The organism is Pseudomonas sp. 008 (assembly GCF_016861935.1).
Classification (GTDB): Bacteria; Pseudomonadota; Gammaproteobacteria; order Pseudomonadales; family Pseudomonadaceae; genus Aquipseudomonas.
Window position 1 is genome coordinate 49,186 of record NZ_BOMA01000020.1, and the last position, 16,439, is coordinate 65,624.

The 16,439-nt window shown below is 59.6% G+C and carries 10 protein-coding genes; 7 read left to right on the forward strand and 3 right to left on the reverse strand.

Annotated features, from left to right (window positions below; genetic code table 11):
- Positions 1-87: 87 nt before the first annotated feature.
- On the forward strand, positions 88-3,798 hold the full coding sequence (metH, locus tag JUI81_RS29685; protein WP_019578479.1) for a methionine synthase: 3,711 nt from the start codon (positions 88-90) through the stop codon (positions 3,796-3,798).
- A gap of 119 nt (positions 3,799-3,917) precedes the next feature.
- Positions 3,918-4,148: a DUF2970 domain-containing protein gene (locus tag JUI81_RS29690; RefSeq protein WP_018927642.1), complete on the forward strand. Its 231-nt coding sequence runs from the start codon at positions 3,918-3,920 to the stop codon at positions 4,146-4,148.
- Positions 4,149-4,154: 6 nt separating this feature from the next.
- Here JUI81_RS29690 and JUI81_RS29695 read toward each other — a convergent pair whose 3' ends face one another.
- Complete coding sequence (locus JUI81_RS29695) at positions 4,155-5,240, reverse strand: ABC transporter substrate-binding protein (RefSeq protein WP_204125557.1); 1,086 nt, start codon at positions 5,238-5,240, stop codon at positions 4,155-4,157.
- Positions 5,241-5,761: 521 nt separating this feature from the next.
- On the opposite strand from JUI81_RS29695, the gene JUI81_RS29700 reads away from it, so the two are divergent.
- Both JUI81_RS29700 and JUI81_RS29705 read left to right on the forward strand, forming a co-directional pair.
- A complete protein-coding gene (locus JUI81_RS29700) occupies positions 5,762-7,420 on the forward strand; it encodes a nitrite/sulfite reductase (RefSeq protein ID WP_019578477.1) in 1,659 nt (552 codons plus the stop codon).
- On the forward strand, positions 7,404-7,898 hold the full coding sequence (locus tag JUI81_RS29705; protein WP_018927639.1) for a DUF934 domain-containing protein: 495 nt from the start codon (positions 7,404-7,406) through the stop codon (positions 7,896-7,898). The genes JUI81_RS29700 and JUI81_RS29705 overlap by 17 nt, the downstream gene beginning before the upstream one ends.
- Before the next feature lie 42 nt (positions 7,899-7,940).
- On the opposite strand, the gene JUI81_RS29710 is transcribed toward JUI81_RS29705, so the two are convergent.
- Positions 7,941-11,771, reverse strand: coding sequence for a leucine-rich repeat domain-containing protein (locus JUI81_RS29710; RefSeq protein WP_204125558.1), 3,831 nt, complete (start codon positions 11,769-11,771; stop codon positions 7,941-7,943).
- Between the two features lie 188 nt (positions 11,772-11,959).
- Positions 11,960-12,982: a protease SohB gene (gene sohB, locus JUI81_RS29715; protein ID WP_019578475.1), complete on the reverse strand. Its 1,023-nt coding sequence runs from the start codon at positions 12,980-12,982 to the stop codon at positions 11,960-11,962.
- A 203-nt stretch (positions 12,983-13,185) separates the two neighbouring features.
- Here sohB and JUI81_RS29720 point away from each other — a divergent pair, with 203 nt between their 5' ends.
- The 3 genes from JUI81_RS29720 (at position 13,186) to JUI81_RS29730 (ending at position 16,429) form a co-directional block, all read left to right on the forward strand.
- The gene (locus tag JUI81_RS29720) at positions 13,186-13,896 is read left to right on the forward strand and encodes a histidine phosphatase family protein (RefSeq protein WP_096480606.1); all 711 of its coding nucleotides are present in this window, start codon (positions 13,186-13,188) and stop codon (positions 13,894-13,896) included.
- A gap of 64 nt (positions 13,897-13,960) precedes the next feature.
- Positions 13,961-14,275: an SCP2 sterol-binding domain-containing protein gene (locus tag JUI81_RS29725; RefSeq protein ID WP_007941766.1), complete on the forward strand. Its 315-nt coding sequence runs from the start codon at positions 13,961-13,963 to the stop codon at positions 14,273-14,275.
- Between the two features lie 306 nt (positions 14,276-14,581).
- The gene (locus tag JUI81_RS29730) at positions 14,582-16,429 is read left to right on the forward strand and encodes an amidohydrolase (RefSeq protein ID WP_204125566.1); all 1,848 of its coding nucleotides are present in this window, start codon (positions 14,582-14,584) and stop codon (positions 16,427-16,429) included.
- Positions 16,430-16,439: the final 10 nt, after the last annotated feature.

A 16,439-nucleotide genomic window follows, 5' to 3' on the forward strand; every position in this document is an offset into this window, starting at 1 on the left:
TATTCATGCAAAACCGGCACATGCTCCAAAAGCACACAGGTTTGTTATTATCCCGGCCCTTCGTCATGGCCTTACCGAGTAGTCCAAATGTCCGATCGCAGCGTTCGCCTTCAAGCTCTCAAGCACGCCCTCAAAGAGCGCATCCTGATTCTCGACGGCGGCATGGGGACAATGATCCAGAGCTACAAGCTCGAGGAACAGGATTACCGTGGCAAACGCTTCGCTGACTGGCCGAGCGATGTCAAAGGCAACAATGACCTGCTGGTGCTGACCCGCCCAGACGTGATTGGTGGCATCGAGAAAGCCTACCTGGATGCCGGCGCCGACATTCTGGAAACCAACACCTTCAACGCCACCCGGATTTCCATGGCCGATTACGGCATGGAAGAACTGGCCTACGAACTGAACGTAGAAGGCGCACGCCTGGCCCGCAAGATTGCCGATGCGAAAACCCTCGAGAACCCGGACAAGCCGCGTTTCGTCGCCGGTGTGCTCGGTCCTACAAGTCGTACCTGCTCGCTGTCGCCCGACGTGAACAACCCCGGCTACCGCAACGTGACCTTCGATGAACTGGTGGAGAACTACACCGAGGCCACCAAAGGCCTGATCGAAGGCGGCGCCGACCTGATCCTGATCGAAACCATTTTCGACACCCTCAACGCCAAAGCGGCGATCTTCGCCGTGCAAGGGGTTTACGAAGAGCTGGGCGTCGAGCTGCCGATCATGATTTCCGGCACCATCACCGATGCCTCTGGCCGCACCCTCTCCGGCCAGACCACCGAAGCGTTCTGGAACTCCGTGGCCCACGCCAAGCCGATTTCCGTCGGCCTGAACTGCGCCCTCGGCGCCCGCGAATTGCGCCCGTACCTGGAAGAGCTGTCGAACAAGGCCGGCACCCACGTGTCGGCGCACCCGAACGCCGGTCTGCCGAACGAATTCGGCGAGTACGACGAACTACCGGCCCAAACCGCCAAGGTCATCGAAGAGTTCGCCCAAAGTGGCTTCCTCAACATCGTCGGCGGCTGCTGCGGCACCACGCCGGGCCACATCGAAGCCATCGCCAAAGCGGTCGCCGGTTACGCCCCGCGTGAAATTCCGGACATCCCCAAGGCCTGCCGCCTGTCGGGCCTGGAACCGTTCACCATCGATCGCAGTTCGCTGTTCGTCAACGTCGGCGAGCGGACCAACATCACCGGTTCCGCCAAGTTCGCCCGCCTGATCCGTGAAGACAACTACACCGAGGCCCTGGAAGTCGCCCTGCAGCAGGTCGAAGCCGGCGCCCAAGTGATCGACATCAACATGGATGAAGGGATGCTCGATTCGAAGAAGGCCATGGTGACCTTCCTCAATCTGATTGCCGGCGAACCGGACATCTCCCGCGTACCGATCATGATCGACTCCTCCAAGTGGGAAGTGATCGAAGCCGGCCTCAAGTGCATCCAGGGCAAGGGCATCGTCAACTCCATCAGCATGAAGGAAGGTGTCGAGCAGTTCATTCATCACGCCAAACTGTGCAAACGCTACGGCGCCGCGGTGGTGGTGATGGCCTTCGATGAAGCCGGCCAGGCCGACACCGAAGCGCGCAAGAAAGAAATCTGCAAACGCTCCTACGACATTCTGGTCAACGAAGTCGGCTTCCCGCCGGAAGACATCATCTTCGACCCGAACATCTTCGCCGTGGCCACCGGTATCGAAGAACACAACAACTACGCTGTGGACTTCATCAACGCCTGTGCCTACATCCGCGACGAACTGCCCTACGCCCTGAGCTCCGGCGGTGTGTCCAACGTGTCGTTCTCGTTCCGTGGCAACAACCCGGTGCGCGAGGCGATTCACTCGGTGTTCCTGCTGTATGCAATCCGCAACGGCCTGACCATGGGCATCGTCAACGCCGGCCAACTGGAGATCTACGACCAGATCCCGGTGGAGCTGCGCGACGCCGTTGAAGACGTGATCCTCAACCGTACTCCGGAAGGCACCGACGCCCTCCTCGCCATCGCCGACAAGTACAAGGGCGACGGCAGCGTCAAGGAAGCCGAGACCGAAGAGTGGCGCAACTGGGACGTCAACAAGCGTCTGGAGCATGCGCTGGTCAAGGGCATCACCACGCACATTGTTGAAGATACTGAAGAATCGCGGTTGTCGTTCGCGCGCCCGATCGAAGTCATCGAAGGCCCGTTGATGGCCGGCATGAACATCGTCGGCGACCTGTTCGGCGCCGGCAAAATGTTCTTGCCGCAAGTGGTGAAGTCCGCCCGCGTGATGAAGCAGGCCGTGGCTCACTTGATCCCGTTCATCGAACTGGAAAAAGGCGACAAGCCGGAGGCCAAGGGCAAGATCCTCATGGCCACCGTCAAGGGTGACGTGCACGACATCGGCAAGAACATCGTCGGCGTGGTGCTGGGCTGTAACGGCTACGACATCGTCGACCTCGGCGTGATGGTGCCGGCGGAGAAGATCCTGCAAGTCGCCAAAGACGAGAAATGCGACATCATCGGCCTGTCCGGCCTGATCACGCCTTCGCTGGACGAAATGGTTCACGTGGCCCGCGAAATGCAGCGTCAGGACTTCCACCTGCCGCTGATGATCGGTGGCGCGACCACCTCCAAGGCGCACACGGCGGTGAAGATCGAACCCAAGTACAGCAACGACGCGGTGATCTACGTCACCGATGCCTCCCGCGCCGTGGGCGTGGCGACGCAGTTGTTGTCCAAGGAACTGAAAGCCGGTTTCGTCGAGAAGACCCGCCTGGAATACATCGACGTTCGCGAGCGCACCGCCAACCGCAGCGCCCGCACCGAGCGCCTGAGCTACCCGGCAGCCATCGCCAAGAAACCGCAGTTCGACTGGGCCAACTATGAGCCGGTCAAACCGACGTTCACCGGCGCCAAGGTGCTGGACAACATCGACCTGAAGGTTTTGGCCGAATACATCGACTGGACACCGTTCTTCATCTCCTGGGACCTGGCCGGCAAGTTTCCGCGCATCCTGCAGGATGAAGTGGTCGGTGAAGCCGCCACCGCGCTGTACGCCGATGCCCAGGAAATGCTTGCCAAGTTGATCGACGAGAAGCTGATCAGCGCCCGTGCGGTGTTCGGTTTCTGGCCGGCCAACCAGGTGCGCGACGATGACATCGAAGTCTACGGCGATGACGGCAAGCCATTGGCCAAGCTGCATCACTTGCGCCAGCAGATCATCAAGACCGACGGTAAGCCGAACTTCTCCCTGGCCGACTTCGTCGCGCCGAAGGACAGCGGCGTGACCGACTACGTGGGTGGTTTCATCACCACCGCCGGGATCGGCGCCGAAGAAGTGGCCAAGGCCTATCAGGAAGCGGGCGACGACTACAACTCGATCATGGTCAAGGCGTTGGCCGACCGTCTGGCCGAGGCGTGCGCCGAGTGGCTGCACCAGCAAGTGCGTAAAGACTACTGGGGCTACGCCAAGGACGAGACGCTGGACAACGAGGCGCTGATCAAAGAGCAATACACCGGCATCCGCCCTGCTCCGGGCTACCCGGCGTGCCCGGATCACACCGAGAAAGCCACGCTGTTCAAGCTGCTGGATCCGGAAGCGGAAGAGCTCAAGGCCGGCCGCAGCGGCGTATTCCTCACCGAGCACTACGCGATGTTCCCGGCGGCGGCGGTCAGCGGCTGGTACTTCGCTCACCCGCAGGCGCAGTATTTCGCCGTGGGCAAGATCGACAAGGATCAGGTGCAGAGCTACACCTCGCGCAAAGGCCAGGAGTTGAGCGTGACCGAGCGCTGGCTGGCGCCTAACCTGGGTTACGACAACTAACCCCCTTCCCCTGTGGGAGCCTTTGTGGCGAGGGAGCTTGCTCCCTCGCCACAAAGGCTCCCACAGAGTTCGTGCCTGTTGTCTATGCTTGCCTCATACACATTCGTGACGGGGGATTTATGGACGATCCAGTCGACAATAATAACCACAACAAACCGCCGACCTTCTGGCAGATGCTGCACAGCGTCATGGCGGCGGCGTTCGGGGTGCAGAGCGGGAAAAACCGGGCGCGGGATTTCACCCACGGCAAGCCCAGTCATTTCGTGATTCTGGGGATTCTGTTCACGGTGGTGTTCGCCCTGACCCTGTTCGGCATCGTCAAACTGGTGCTACATCTGGCCGGGATCTGAGCCGACTCAGTGCATCAGGGTTTGCAGGCTGAACGGGTAGCGATACGACGTCGGTCTCCCTTTGGCCGAGAGCTTTTGAAAATCCACGCCATAATCCTGGGTAGCACTCATCGCCAACAGTCGCCGGGCTTGCGCGTGGTCGATCAGCTGCAATAACGGAATCTGCCGGTCGCGCCCGCCGTACTGGCTGACATCCACCCCCTGATCGTAGTCATGCAACTGCACAAGAGCCCAGCCGCCCAGAGTGAAGTGCCCGCCCAACAACACGCTTAGCCGCCCTTCCAACAGCGCCTGCAAGGCGGCCGCTGAATTGTTGATGGCACTGAACAGCACATCCTTGCCCGGCTGGCCTCCCGTTTCGGCGTATGCCTGCATGGCACCGAAAGCCATTTCATCGTTGGCCGACCAGACCAGCGATGTTTGCGGGTAACGCTTGAACAATAACCTGGCCTGTTCATAGGCACGCTCGCGGGTCCAGCCGCCATACACCAACTGGCGCAACCGCACTTCAGGGTGTTCGGCCAATGCCCGCATCATGCCCTGCTCACGCTGTTGCGCGGCCGGCGTGATTTTCAGGCCGGAAAAGGCCACCAGTTCGATGACCTCACCGGGTGCGACCGGACCATGCAGGCGAATCAGTTCCTTGAGCATCAGGTAGCCGCCCTCCTCATTGTTGGGCACCAGGCTACCCAACCAGTCGGGATACTTACCCGGCTGTGCGCCGAGCAGGCGCATCTGGTCGGCGGTCAGGCCGTTGTTGACCAAAAACAGCTTCACCCCGCTGCCTTGAGCCAGGCGCAGGATTTCGGGGGCGACATACAGTTCGTTGGAGAACACCAGATAGTCCGGCCGACTCGGCCCTTGCAGCGCTTCGCGGGCCTGTTTGAGTGTGGTCTCGGCGTTTCGCTCGGCATACTGGATTTGCAAATCCATGCCCAGGTTCTTGGCCGCGGCCTGCATGAACTGCGAGTAACTGACCCAGAACGTCTCTTGGCTGGTCCCGGGATTGAGGAACAATACGGACGCCGCCTGGGCACACGGTCCCAGGACCGCGCCAAGCGCCAGCACTACACCACAGAAGAACTTCAACATTGATCGTCCGAGCCCCCGAAAATCCGCAGCGCATTATAGCCAGCGAAGTCCCTGGAAACGGCGCTTATTCCGGCTTTAGTCCGACAATCGTCGGCGCCGGGCCCGGACGGGGTCGTTTATTGATGGCTGACCCAGAATACCGCCGTACCCACGACCAGGATGATCAGGAACAGAATCGCCCAGGCATCGACCGTGCTATCGCTTTTCCTTGCTTTGGTTGGGTTGCTCATTGCATCGCCTCTTGTCGGTTTTATCGGTGATTGCATAAAGACTCGAGCACAGTTAAGACGATGATTGCCCGCACGACAAATGAGGGTTTTATCTCAACGACTTTCATTAGTCGTTTTGGTTCTTTGCATATACTCAAACATCACTTTTGCGCATAACTGCAAACTGGTATCTTGCGTCGGCTCCGTTGGGAGTGCGCGGCCGTGCGCGCAGAATTGCCGAGGCAGAATCGGATGAAAGCTTGCGAAAACGCAGCTGTATCCGACCGGCCCAAGCCTGAGAACAGGACTTATATGTACGTATACGACGAGTACGATCAGCGGATCATCGAGGACCGCGTCAAGCAGTTCCGTGATCAGACCCGACGCTATCTGGCAGGCGAGCTGAGCGAAGAAGAATTCCGCCCCCTGCGCCTGCAAAATGGCCTTTATATCCAGCGCTTTGCCCCGATGCTGCGGGTGGCGGTGCCTTACGGCCAACTCACTTCGCGCCAGACGCGAATGATGGCCAAGATTGCCCGCGACTATGACAAGGGCTACGCCCACATCAGTACCCGGCAGAACGTGCAGTTCAACTGGCCGGCTGTGGAAGACATCCCGGACATCCTGGCTGAGCTGGCGACCGTGCAGATGCACGCGATCCAGACCAGCGGCAACTGCCTGCGCAACGTCACCACCGATCAGTTCGCCGGTGTCGCCGCCGACGAGTTGATCGACCCGCGGCCATGGTGCGAAATCGTCCGTCAGTGGACCACGTTCCACCCGGAATTCGCTTACCTGCCGCGTAAATTCAAAATTGCCATCAACGGTTCGACGTCCGACCGTGCGGCCATCGAAGTCCATGACATCGGCCTCGAGCCGGTGCACAACGCCGCGGGCGAACTGGGCTTCCGTGTACTGGTCGGTGGCGGCCTGGGCCGTACTCCGGTGGTGGGCGCGTTCATCAACGAATTCCTGCCGTGGCAGGACCTGTTGAGCTACCTCGACGCCATTCTGCGGGTCTACAACCGCTACGGCCGTCGCGACAACAAGTACAAGGCGCGGATCAAGATTCTGGTCAAGGCCCTGACGCCTGAAGTGTTCGCGCAGAAAGTCGATGCGGAAATGGAACACCTTCGCGGTGGCCAGACCACGCTGACCGAGGCCGAAGTGCATCGCGTGGCCAAGCACTTTGTCGATCCGGACTACAAGGCTCTGGAAAACCAGACGGCCGAACTGGCCGACCTCGACAAGCAACACCCGGGTTTCGCCCGCTGGCGTGCCCGCAACACCCTGGCCCACAAAAAGCCGGGTTACGTCGCCGTGACGCTGTCCCTGAAACCGACCGGCGTTGCACCGGGCGACATCACCGACAAGCAGCTCGATGCCGTTGCCGACCTCGCCGACCGTTACAGCTTCGGTCAGCTGCGCACCTCCCACGAGCAGAACATCATTCTGGCCGATGTCGAGCAGAGCCAGTTGTTCGCCATGTGGAGCGAGTTGCGCGAGCAAGGTTTCGCCACGCCGAACATCGGCTTGCTGACCGACATCATCTGCTGCCCTGGCGGCGACTTCTGCTCCTTGGCCAACGCCAAGTCGATCCCGATCGCCGAATCGATCCAGCGCCGTTTCGACGACCTGGACTACCTGTTCGACATTGGCGAGCTGGACCTGAACATCTCCGGCTGCATGAACGCCTGTGGTCACCACCACGTCGGCCACATCGGTATTCTCGGAGTGGACAAGAAAGGCGAAGAGTTCTACCAGGTGTCCCTGGGTGGCAGCGCCAGCCGCGATGCGAGCCTGGGCAAGATCCTCGGCCCATCCTTCGCCCAGGAAGCCATGCCTGATGTGATCGAGAAGCTGATCGACGTGTACATCGAACAACGTACCGAAGACGAGCGCTTCATCGACACTTATCAGCGTATCGGCATCGACCTCTTCAAGGAGCGCGTCTATGCAGCGAATAATTAAGAACAACGAAGTCGTCGACGAAACCTGGCACCTGTTGCCGAAAGATTTCAACATCGACGAGATTAGCAACTGCGACGACCTGATCGTCCCGTTGCACATGTGGCGCGAACACAGCCGCATGCTCATGGCCCGCGATGGCGGCCTGGGTGTGTGGCTGGATGCCGACGAAGAAGCCGAAGAAATCGGTGACGACGTGGCGAACTTCCAGGTCATCGCCCTGAACTTCCCGGCCTTCACCGATGGTCGCAACTACTCCAACGCCCGTCTGCTGCGTGACCGCTATGGTTTCAAAGGCGAACTGCGGGCAATTGGCGATGTGCTGCGCGACCAGCTGTTCTACATGCACCGCTGCGGTTTCGATGCGTTTGCCATTCGCGCCGATAAAGACCCCTACGAAGCCCTTGAAGGCCTCAAGGACTTCTCGGTGACCTATCAGGCCGCAACAGACGAACCGCTGCCGCTGTTCCGTCGCCGTTGATCGTCACACCTTGAACCCCTTGCGGGGTTCAAGGTTTTTCCCTTATTGCGTGCCTATCGGAAACGGTCGTCCCATGGCCTCCCAGTTCCGATAAAACCGGGCACGGTCCTCAAGTGCCGTGAACAGCGCAAACGGGTTTTCAGGATCGACCTCGGCCGATTCAATATCCTGAACCAGTCTTTCCCAAAGCGCTTGCGAAGCATCGGCTTCACCGAGCAGTCGCCACACCCTCGCCTGAAGCGACAGATAATCGACCCGGAAGTCCGCCGTCAGACTCAGTCCATCCATTATCCTCAGGAACCGGGCGCCAAGGGGCCTGGCTGCCAGCCTCTGCCAGATCAATCGTCGCGTCGCTTGCAACTCCCCATCGCCTTCGCGCAACCACTCGATGACATTCCCGTAATTAACCCCGGGATCGCTTAACCACAGGTTGATACCCGTTCGCCGCCGATGATCGACAATGCGCAACAAGGTGTCCTCATCCGTCAATGGATTGCCCTGCAGCAGCACACGGTCCCTCGAGATAGCCTGGTTCAGCACTGCTGGCGGCACTCGGGTTATCTGGTTATTACGCAGGTCCAACGACGTCAGATAGGGCTGCTCCATGACTCCGACTGGGCAACGAATGATCCCGGTGTTGCTCAGGTTCAGCCAGCGCAAGTCATTCATTCCGAGCACCAACGGAGGGACGCCCAGCGGGTTGTTGCTCAGGTCCAGCGTCTGCAAGTGTGTCAACCCGGTCAATTGAGAGGCGGCGCGCTCATTGAACGTCAGATTCGTCGACCTCAGATTCAGCGAAGAGAGACGCGCCATCTGGTTGATCGAAGGAGGCAATGCGCGCTCCGCAAGGCCGCCATGGTTGAAGTGACTCAGGTCGACATTTTCCAGGTTCAGCACTTCAAGATTTGGAAAACACTCGAGAAATCCGTTCAGACTTTCTTCTTCAGTCAGGTGAAAGCCGCGCATCGACAACTCGAGAACATTGTTGAGCCGGACATTCAACGTGGGTAACCGGTGATAATTCTCGAAGTCGAGATCCAGCCTGACACCGCGTATCTGATCAGCAGGCAGTAACAGATCCTGCGGCGCCCTGCGTTGTTGCCAGATGGAGGCCAGCTCCTCGGCCAACTCATTTCGAATCGCTCGCTCCTGTTGTATTTCGGCCTGCACCAACTGAACGTTATAGGCCTCGATTTGTGCAGCGCTCAATCCCGCTGCTTCGGGATTATTCGGGGCCAGGAAATCGATAGCCATGCCATGAATGTCATCCGCCACCTGATCTACCCAGGCGGTCAGGTCGATGTCGAGTTGCTGCAGCTGTTGCTTCAACCACTCAATGTGCGCCTGTGCGTTTACACCTTCGCGTTGAAGAACCGCATCAGCCAGGGCATCGGTGAAGTCTGGATAGACCTCTTTGAGTTGCAGCCTCATCATCTGGTGCGTCAGCGCCTCGGCCTGGGGCGTTCCCGGAAAACCGCCGCCACTGAGCCCATGGGCATCGAACGGCAACCCACCGTCCATTCTTTGCAGCCCGAGTATCACCTGTGATCGGGGCAACGCCTGGTCGCTGACGGCGAGTCGCAGTTCGTCGACTGAACCAGGCGACGTCAGGAGCAGCGCTGAACGGTCGTCGTCCGTCAACACACCGAGAAGTGCCGTATAAAAGTCTGTTGGCGAGGCCTGATGCAGATAGTGGTGTCCGATTCTGACCAAGCGCCGGACATCCGTGGCATCCTGCGCGCCGATGCGGTCCAGCACTCGCCCCGCGATGGACTGATCAAGGACATCGATCCGCAGGTTCCGCGGCCAGCCCGGCAGGTTTTGCAGCGAGTGCAAGGCCAGGATGTCCGAGTCCGGGCTCGCCACCGAACGCAGATAAAGACCTTCATTAGCGCGATTGAGCCGCACATGCTGCTGGTATTGCCGCGCCTTGCTGTCCAGACGCGTGAACACTTGCCTGACCTCGGTCACATCGGGGGCTTGCTGGATATCCACGCCATAGCGGTCGAGCATTTGCTCGATGGCACCTTTGGGCAGCGTCGGGTATTGCTGCTGAAACAGCCGCACCCATTCATGTTCCGACTGTTGAAGTGCGGCGTAACGCCTGTTGAATTGCTCAGGCGTGCCGGCCGCCCCCAGATCCTGATCGATCTTGAAGCGACTGATCGTATCCGCCAGTAAAGGCGTCGGTGGACGCCCCGTCTGCATCAGTCGCAGCATGTCATCGTCAATCACACTGACCTTGCCGATCTGTGCCAGGACGTCATCGCTGAAAGACGCCACAGTCGGGCCGATTCCGCGGATCAGCTCCACGCGGGAGGACAGCATGGAAACCGGTGGCTCGGGCGTCGGGGCAACGACGATTTGCGAAGACGGACGTACTGACTCGACGGCCGCTTCATCCTTCAGCGCCGCCTGTGCGCCGATCGGCAGCGCATTAAGCAAACCGAACACGGTGCGCGACACGCCCTCCGACCGTTCACGCGGTGTTTTACCGTTTACCGCCTGATCAAGACCGTAACCGGCGTCAATAAGCCCGGCCAGCGCCAATATGCCTTCGCCTCCCGGGACGAACAACGCCAATGGCCCGAACCGGTTGATCCATTGCACCACCGGTTCGACAACCGCACTTAAATTGTCACGATTGACCTGTGCATCGGTACGAATGCTTTCGATACTGGCGTGGGCGGCCTGCTTCATCGTCAGCACCAATTGCGCAAACGGATCGGTCGCCGATGGCGGATTGTCGTAGCCAATGTAATCGGCGGGGTCCCAGTAGCCGTCGTTATTGAAAAAACCGGCGTTGTTGGTCAGCCGATGCATCGCGGGATACTGCGCCATGCCGTCCAATGCCGTCAGCACACCCGCCTGAAACGTACCGTCCTCGCGATCATCTTCGGCAAAATGGGCGGCCAATGCCTGCTTTGTCTCGCTGAGCTTGCCCTGCGCGACGACCCATTGGTGCAGTTGAGTGACATCGGTGAATTCGTGCAGCGGGGAAGAGTTGCCAGGGATGTACAGCAGCATTCGGGTACTGGCAGTGTCACGGAACACCCAGGTATCTGTTGCGGTGTAACGGTATAGCTTCAAACGGCCGGCCCTGACGGACAAAGGGGTACGCGTCGCCGCTTGCAGTTGTTCGATGGTCAGCGCTTCCCATGCCTGACCGGGCGGCAAGCCAGCCGCCTCCATCGCGAGCTCAAGTCCTTTTTGCGACAGGCAGCGCTCCTTGAACTGCAACCAGGCCGTCATCACAAACGCTGCCTTGACCGATGTCCTCAAGGCGTACGGACTGGACGCAGTGAGCACCTCGTCAGAGGGCCAGACCTTTTCAAGATAGGTCTCGTACACATGCTTGAAGTCCAGCTCCCAGACCCATTTCTTGAAATCAGCCGGCCTCAGCTTCAGTTGTGAGGCGGGACCGTAAGTCTGCGGCGCCGTTTGCCGATAGATGCCTTCATAGGTGTCGTGATTGCCGCTGCCGTAATCAGCGAACTCGTCGACATGCTCGACAATCCGCACCGTCGGGCCGACGTCCGGCGGTGTGTACAGACCAAAGGCGGTTTCCGCAAAACGCCCGTCCCCAACCGTCTGGTAATTTGAAAGCAGCGCTTGCAACAGCGACCGCGAGTTCGCCACCTGGCCCTGCTGGAAACCGTTCTCTTCAGGGTGGCCCTTGTAGTGGTAATCGAGGGTGACCATCAAGGTCGTCTGCGGGTCGATGTCCTGCCCCCATTTTTCCTTGATCAGGTGTGCGCCCAACTGGCCGGGGGTTTGGGGGAGAGCGATGTCCAGTGCAGCTTTCAGTTCGTCGCGCATTCGCAACGATGGGGCTGGATGAGGTGCGGCAACGTGGTGAAGGAGCTCATTCATGGTGCAATCCATTGCAGTCAATTCAGGCCTGTCACCCTACCCCACCTGACTCCACACGAAAGCGCGACCGATCGACAATGGCATTAGGAAAATTCGTTATTTCTTGCAGGTGAGTGGACACCTTCTGAAGGTCAAAAAAAACCGTGGGCAATCCACGGTTTTTTTACTGACGGTGATGCCTGGTACGGTTACCAGAAGCGTTGCTGGGTCAACCGGCTCCACCAGCTCAGCAATACGCGATCGATCGAACCGCTGGCCGCCATGCCGATGCGCTCCTGCAGGGTTTTACGTTCGGCGTAATGCAAATGATAGAGCTCGGACTGTTTAGCGCGTTCAGCGAGGTATTCGTCGCTGGTCTTGAGCTCGTCCACCAGTTGCTTGTCGAGTGCCGAAACACCGAGCCAGATTTCCCCGGTGGCCACTTCATCGATAGCCAGTTGCGGGCGATAGCGGGAAACGAAGTTTTTGAACAGCTGATGGGTGATGTCCAGCTCTTCCTGGAATTTCTCCCGGCCCTTCTCGGTGTTTTCGCCAAACACTGTCAGGGTGCGCTTGTACTCACCGGCCGTGAGCACTTCGAAGTCGATGTCATGCTTTTTCAGCAGGCGATTGACGTTGGGCAACTGCGCCACCACGCCGATCGAGCCGAGAATCGCGAACGGTGCGCTGATAATTTTCTCGCCGATGCACGCCATCATGTAGCCGCCGCTGGCCGCGACCTTGTCGATGCACACGGTCAACGGCACGCCGGCCTCGCGAATGCGCGCCAGTTGCGAAGATGCCAGGCCGTAGCTGTGAACCATGCCGCCGCCGCTTTCCAGGCGCAGCACCACTTCATCCTTTGGCGTGGCGAGGGTCAGCAGCGCGGTGATTTCGTGGCGCAGGCTTTCAGTGGCCGACGCCTTGATGTCGCCGTCGAAATCCAGCACGAACACCCGCGGCTTGGCCTCAGGTTTCTTCTTTTGCTTTTTCTCGGTTTTAGCCTGGGATTTGCGCAAGGCCTTGAGCTGATCCTTGTCGAGCAAGGTTTGCTCCAGGCGTTCGCGCAGCCCTTTGTAGAAATCATTGAGTTTGCTGACTTGCAACTGGCCGTGCGACTTGCGCCGACCTTTGCTGCGCAACGCCGCAAAACTGGCCAGGACCACCAGAATGGCGATCACCAGGGTCACGGTTTTAGCCAGGAAACTGGCGTACTCGGACAAAAACTCCACAGAGACTCCTTCAACACGATGCGCGGCATGAACACGCGCGGGATACCTCCAGCATACCCATGAGCCGGCCCGGCGACCAGTCGTGAAACCTCTGGCAACAGGCCTGTAACGGGCATTTCAAACAAGCGTATGTTTTTTCATTGACAGCTCACCGTCATCCTCATAACCTCGCCAAACCTTCAACGTACCGGGATGACGCGGACGTGGGCAGCATCTATTTGATTCGACATGGCCAGGCCTCCTTTGGTGCAGACGACTATGACGTTCTGTCGCCGACCGGTATTCGCCAGGCAGAAGTCCTTGGCCAGCACCTGGCCGAACTCGGTGTCAGCTTCGATCGCTGCCTGTCGGGCGACCTGCGCCGTCAGCAACATACGGCCACTAGCGCGCTGGAACAGTACGCTGCCGTGGGCTTGCCGGTGCCGCCCCTGGAAATCGATTCGGCCTTCAACGAGTTCGACGCCGACGCGGTGATCCGCGCCCTGCTGCCGGCCATGCTGGAAGACGAGCCCGAGGCGCTGGAGATCCTGCGCAACGCCGCGCAAAACCGTGCCGAGTTCCAACGCATCTTCGCCCTGATCATCGAGCGCTGGCTCGCCGGCACCTACGACACCCCGGGCCTGGAAAGCTGGCTGGGCTTCGTCGATCGTGTACAGGCTGGCCTGCAGCGGCTGCTCGAAAATGCCGACAACACCCAGAAAATCGCCGTGTTCACCTCCGGCGGCACCATCACTGCCCTGCTCCACCTTATTACGCAAATGCCTGCCCGGCAGGCCTTTGAGCTGAACTGGCAAATCGTCAACACCTCGCTCAACCTGCTCAAGTTTCGTGGTCGCGAGGTGGCCCTGGCTTCCTTCAACAGTCATACACACCTGCAACTGCTGAAGGCCCCGGAACTCATCACGTTTCGCTGATTCCGGACTATTGTGACCCTGGCTGTATTCACCCAGCTCTTATTACCCAAGAAAGGATCGAACCATGACCTCCGTAGCTGATGCCGTACAAGCAATGAAAGCCAAGTTCAACCCAGCCGCTGCTGCCGGTCTGGACCTGGTATTCGGTTTCCGCATCGACGACACCAAGAACTTCTCGCTGATCGTCAAAGACGGCACCTGTGAGCTGCAAGAAGGCGAAAACCCGGACGCCCAGGTGACTCTGGTGATGGACGGCGAAACCCTGGAAGGCATCGTCGACGGTTCGACCGACGGCATGCAAGCGTTCATGGGCGGCAAGCTGCGCGCTGAAGGCGACATGATGCTGGCCATGAAACTGTCCGAGCTGTTCCCAGGCTAATACGACGGCTCCCGCTCTCGGGAGCCTCTCTGGCTGCATGCGAATCCCGCCCCTCGTGGCGGGATTCGTCGTTTTTCACCCTCGGAAAAACGGCTATCTGTGGATATGCCGTCTATATTCCTTCTGGCCGCATGCGTCAGACATCGGCTGTTTGCCCTCGCTTCTTTTATGAAGAACTGTGTGGAGAGCACTGCCATGAGCCCGCCTGACGAGCACAACGACTTCAGTCGCCGCCGCGTACTGCAAGGTCTTTCGGCAGGCGCCATCGGTGCCTGGATCAGTCCGCTAACCGCAGGGAGTAAAACCATGCCCGACACCCCCGCCGACCTGATTCTGTACAACGGACGCCTGCACACCGTCGACCGCAAGAAACCCCAGGCCAGCGCCGTCGCGATCAAGGACGGGCGCTTTGTGGTGGTCGGCAGCGATGCCCAGGCCATGGCCCTGCAAGGCCCCGGCACACAAATCGTTGACCTGCATGGCCGCACAGTGATTCCCGGCCTCAACGACTCCCACTTGCACCTGATTCGTGGCGGCCTCAATTACAACCTTGAACTGCGCTGGGAAGGCGTGCCGTCCCTGGCTGATGCCCTGCGTATGCTCAAGGATCAGGCCGACCGCACCCCTACCCCGCAATGGGTGCGGGTGGTCGGTGGCTGGAATGAATTCCAGTTTGCCGAAAAACGCATGCCGACCCTTGAAGATCTGAACAAAGCCGCGCCGGACACTCCAGTGTTCGTCCTGCACCTCTACGACCGCGCCCTGCTCAACCGTGCCGCACTGAAAGTGGTCGGCTACACCCGCGACACGCCGAACCCGCCGGGCGGCGAGATCCAGCGCGATGCCAATGGCGACCCCACCGGCATGCTGATCGCCCGCCCGAACGCAATGATCCTCTACTCGACCCTGGCCAAGGGGCCGAAGCTGCCACTGGAATATCAGGTCAACTCGACCCGCCAGTTCATGCGCGAACTCAATCGACTGGGTGTCACCAGCGCCATCGATGCCGGCGGCGGTTATCAGAATTACCCGGACGACTATCAAGTCATCCAGCAATTGGCCAAAGACCAACAGCTCACGGTGCGCATTGCCTACAACCTGTTCACCCAGAAACCCAAGGAAGAACTGACCGACTTCAAGAACTGGACCAGCACCTCCCATTACGGCCAGGGCGATGACTTCCTGCGGCACAACGGCGCCGGCGAGATGCTGGTGTTCTCGGCCGCGGATTTCGAAGACTTTCTCGAACCGCGCCCGGACCTGCCGCAAACCATGGAGCAGGAGCTGGAACCGGTGGTGCGGCATCTGGTGGAGCAGCGCTGGCCCTTCCGTTTGCACGCCACCTACAACGAATCCATCAGCCGCATGCTCGACGTGTTCGAGAAGGTCAACCGGGATATTCCATTCAACGGTTTGCCATGGTTCTTCGATCACGCCGAAACCATCACCTCCCGGAACATCGAACGGGTCAAGGCGTTGGGCGGGGGCATTGCCATTCAGGATCGCATGGCGTTCCAGGGCGAGTACTTCGTCGACCGTTACGGTGCCAAGGCGGCCGAAGCCACGCCACCGATCGCGCGCATGCTCGCCGAGGGCGTTCCAGTGGGCGCCGGCACCGATGCCACGCGCGTCTCCAGCTACAACCCCTGGACATCGCTGTACTGGCTGGTCAGCGGCCGTACCGTCGGCGGATTAGCCCTGTCTCCACAAGGCTTGAGCCGCGATACGGCGCTGGAACTCTTCACCCACGGCAGCGCCTGGTTTTCCTCCGAACAAGGCAAGAAAGGCCAGATCAAGGTTGGGCAACTGGCGGACCTGATTGCGCTGTCGGCGGACTACTTTCACATCGAAGACGAAGCCATAAAGTGGATCGAGTCGGTGCTGACCATTGTCGACGGCAAGATCGTCCACGGTAGCGTCGAGTTCGAAAAACTGGGGCCACCGCCAATCCCGGTGGTGCCTGAGTGGTCGCCGGTGGTGAATGTACCGGGGCACTGGAAACCCCTGGCGCCAATGACCGCGCAAGTGCATCAGTGTGTGGGCGCTTGCGCGGTGCATGCCCACAGCCATGAACGGGCGCGGTTGTCGTCGGCGCCGGTCAGTGACTTTCAAGGGTTCTGGGGGGCGTTTGGCTGTTCGTGTTTTGCGTTTTGAAAAGAGAAAA

Bases quoted from the DNA above. Each gene is read 5' to 3' on its own strand.
- metH (WP_019578479.1), top strand. From the start codon at position 88: ATGTCCGATCGCAGCGTTCGCCTTCAAGCTCTCAAGCACGCCCTCAAA.
- JUI81_RS29690 (WP_018927642.1), top strand. From the start codon at position 3,918: ATGGACGATCCAGTCGACAATAATAACCACAACAAACCGCCGACCTTC.
- JUI81_RS29695 (WP_204125557.1), bottom strand. From the start codon at position 5,240: ATGTTGAAGTTCTTCTGTGGTGTAGTGCTGGCGCTTGGCGCGGTCCTG.
- JUI81_RS29700 (WP_019578477.1), top strand. From the start codon at position 5,762: ATGTACGTATACGACGAGTACGATCAGCGGATCATCGAGGACCGCGTC.
- JUI81_RS29705 (WP_018927639.1), top strand. From the start codon at position 7,404: ATGCAGCGAATAATTAAGAACAACGAAGTCGTCGACGAAACCTGGCAC.
- JUI81_RS29710 (WP_204125558.1), bottom strand. From the start codon at position 11,771: ATGAATGAGCTCCTTCACCACGTTGCCGCACCTCATCCAGCCCCATCG.
- JUI81_RS29725 (WP_007941766.1), top strand. From the start codon at position 13,961: ATGACCTCCGTAGCTGATGCCGTACAAGCAATGAAAGCCAAGTTCAAC.
- JUI81_RS29730 (WP_204125566.1), top strand. From the start codon at position 14,582: ATGCCCGACACCCCCGCCGACCTGATTCTGTACAACGGACGCCTGCAC.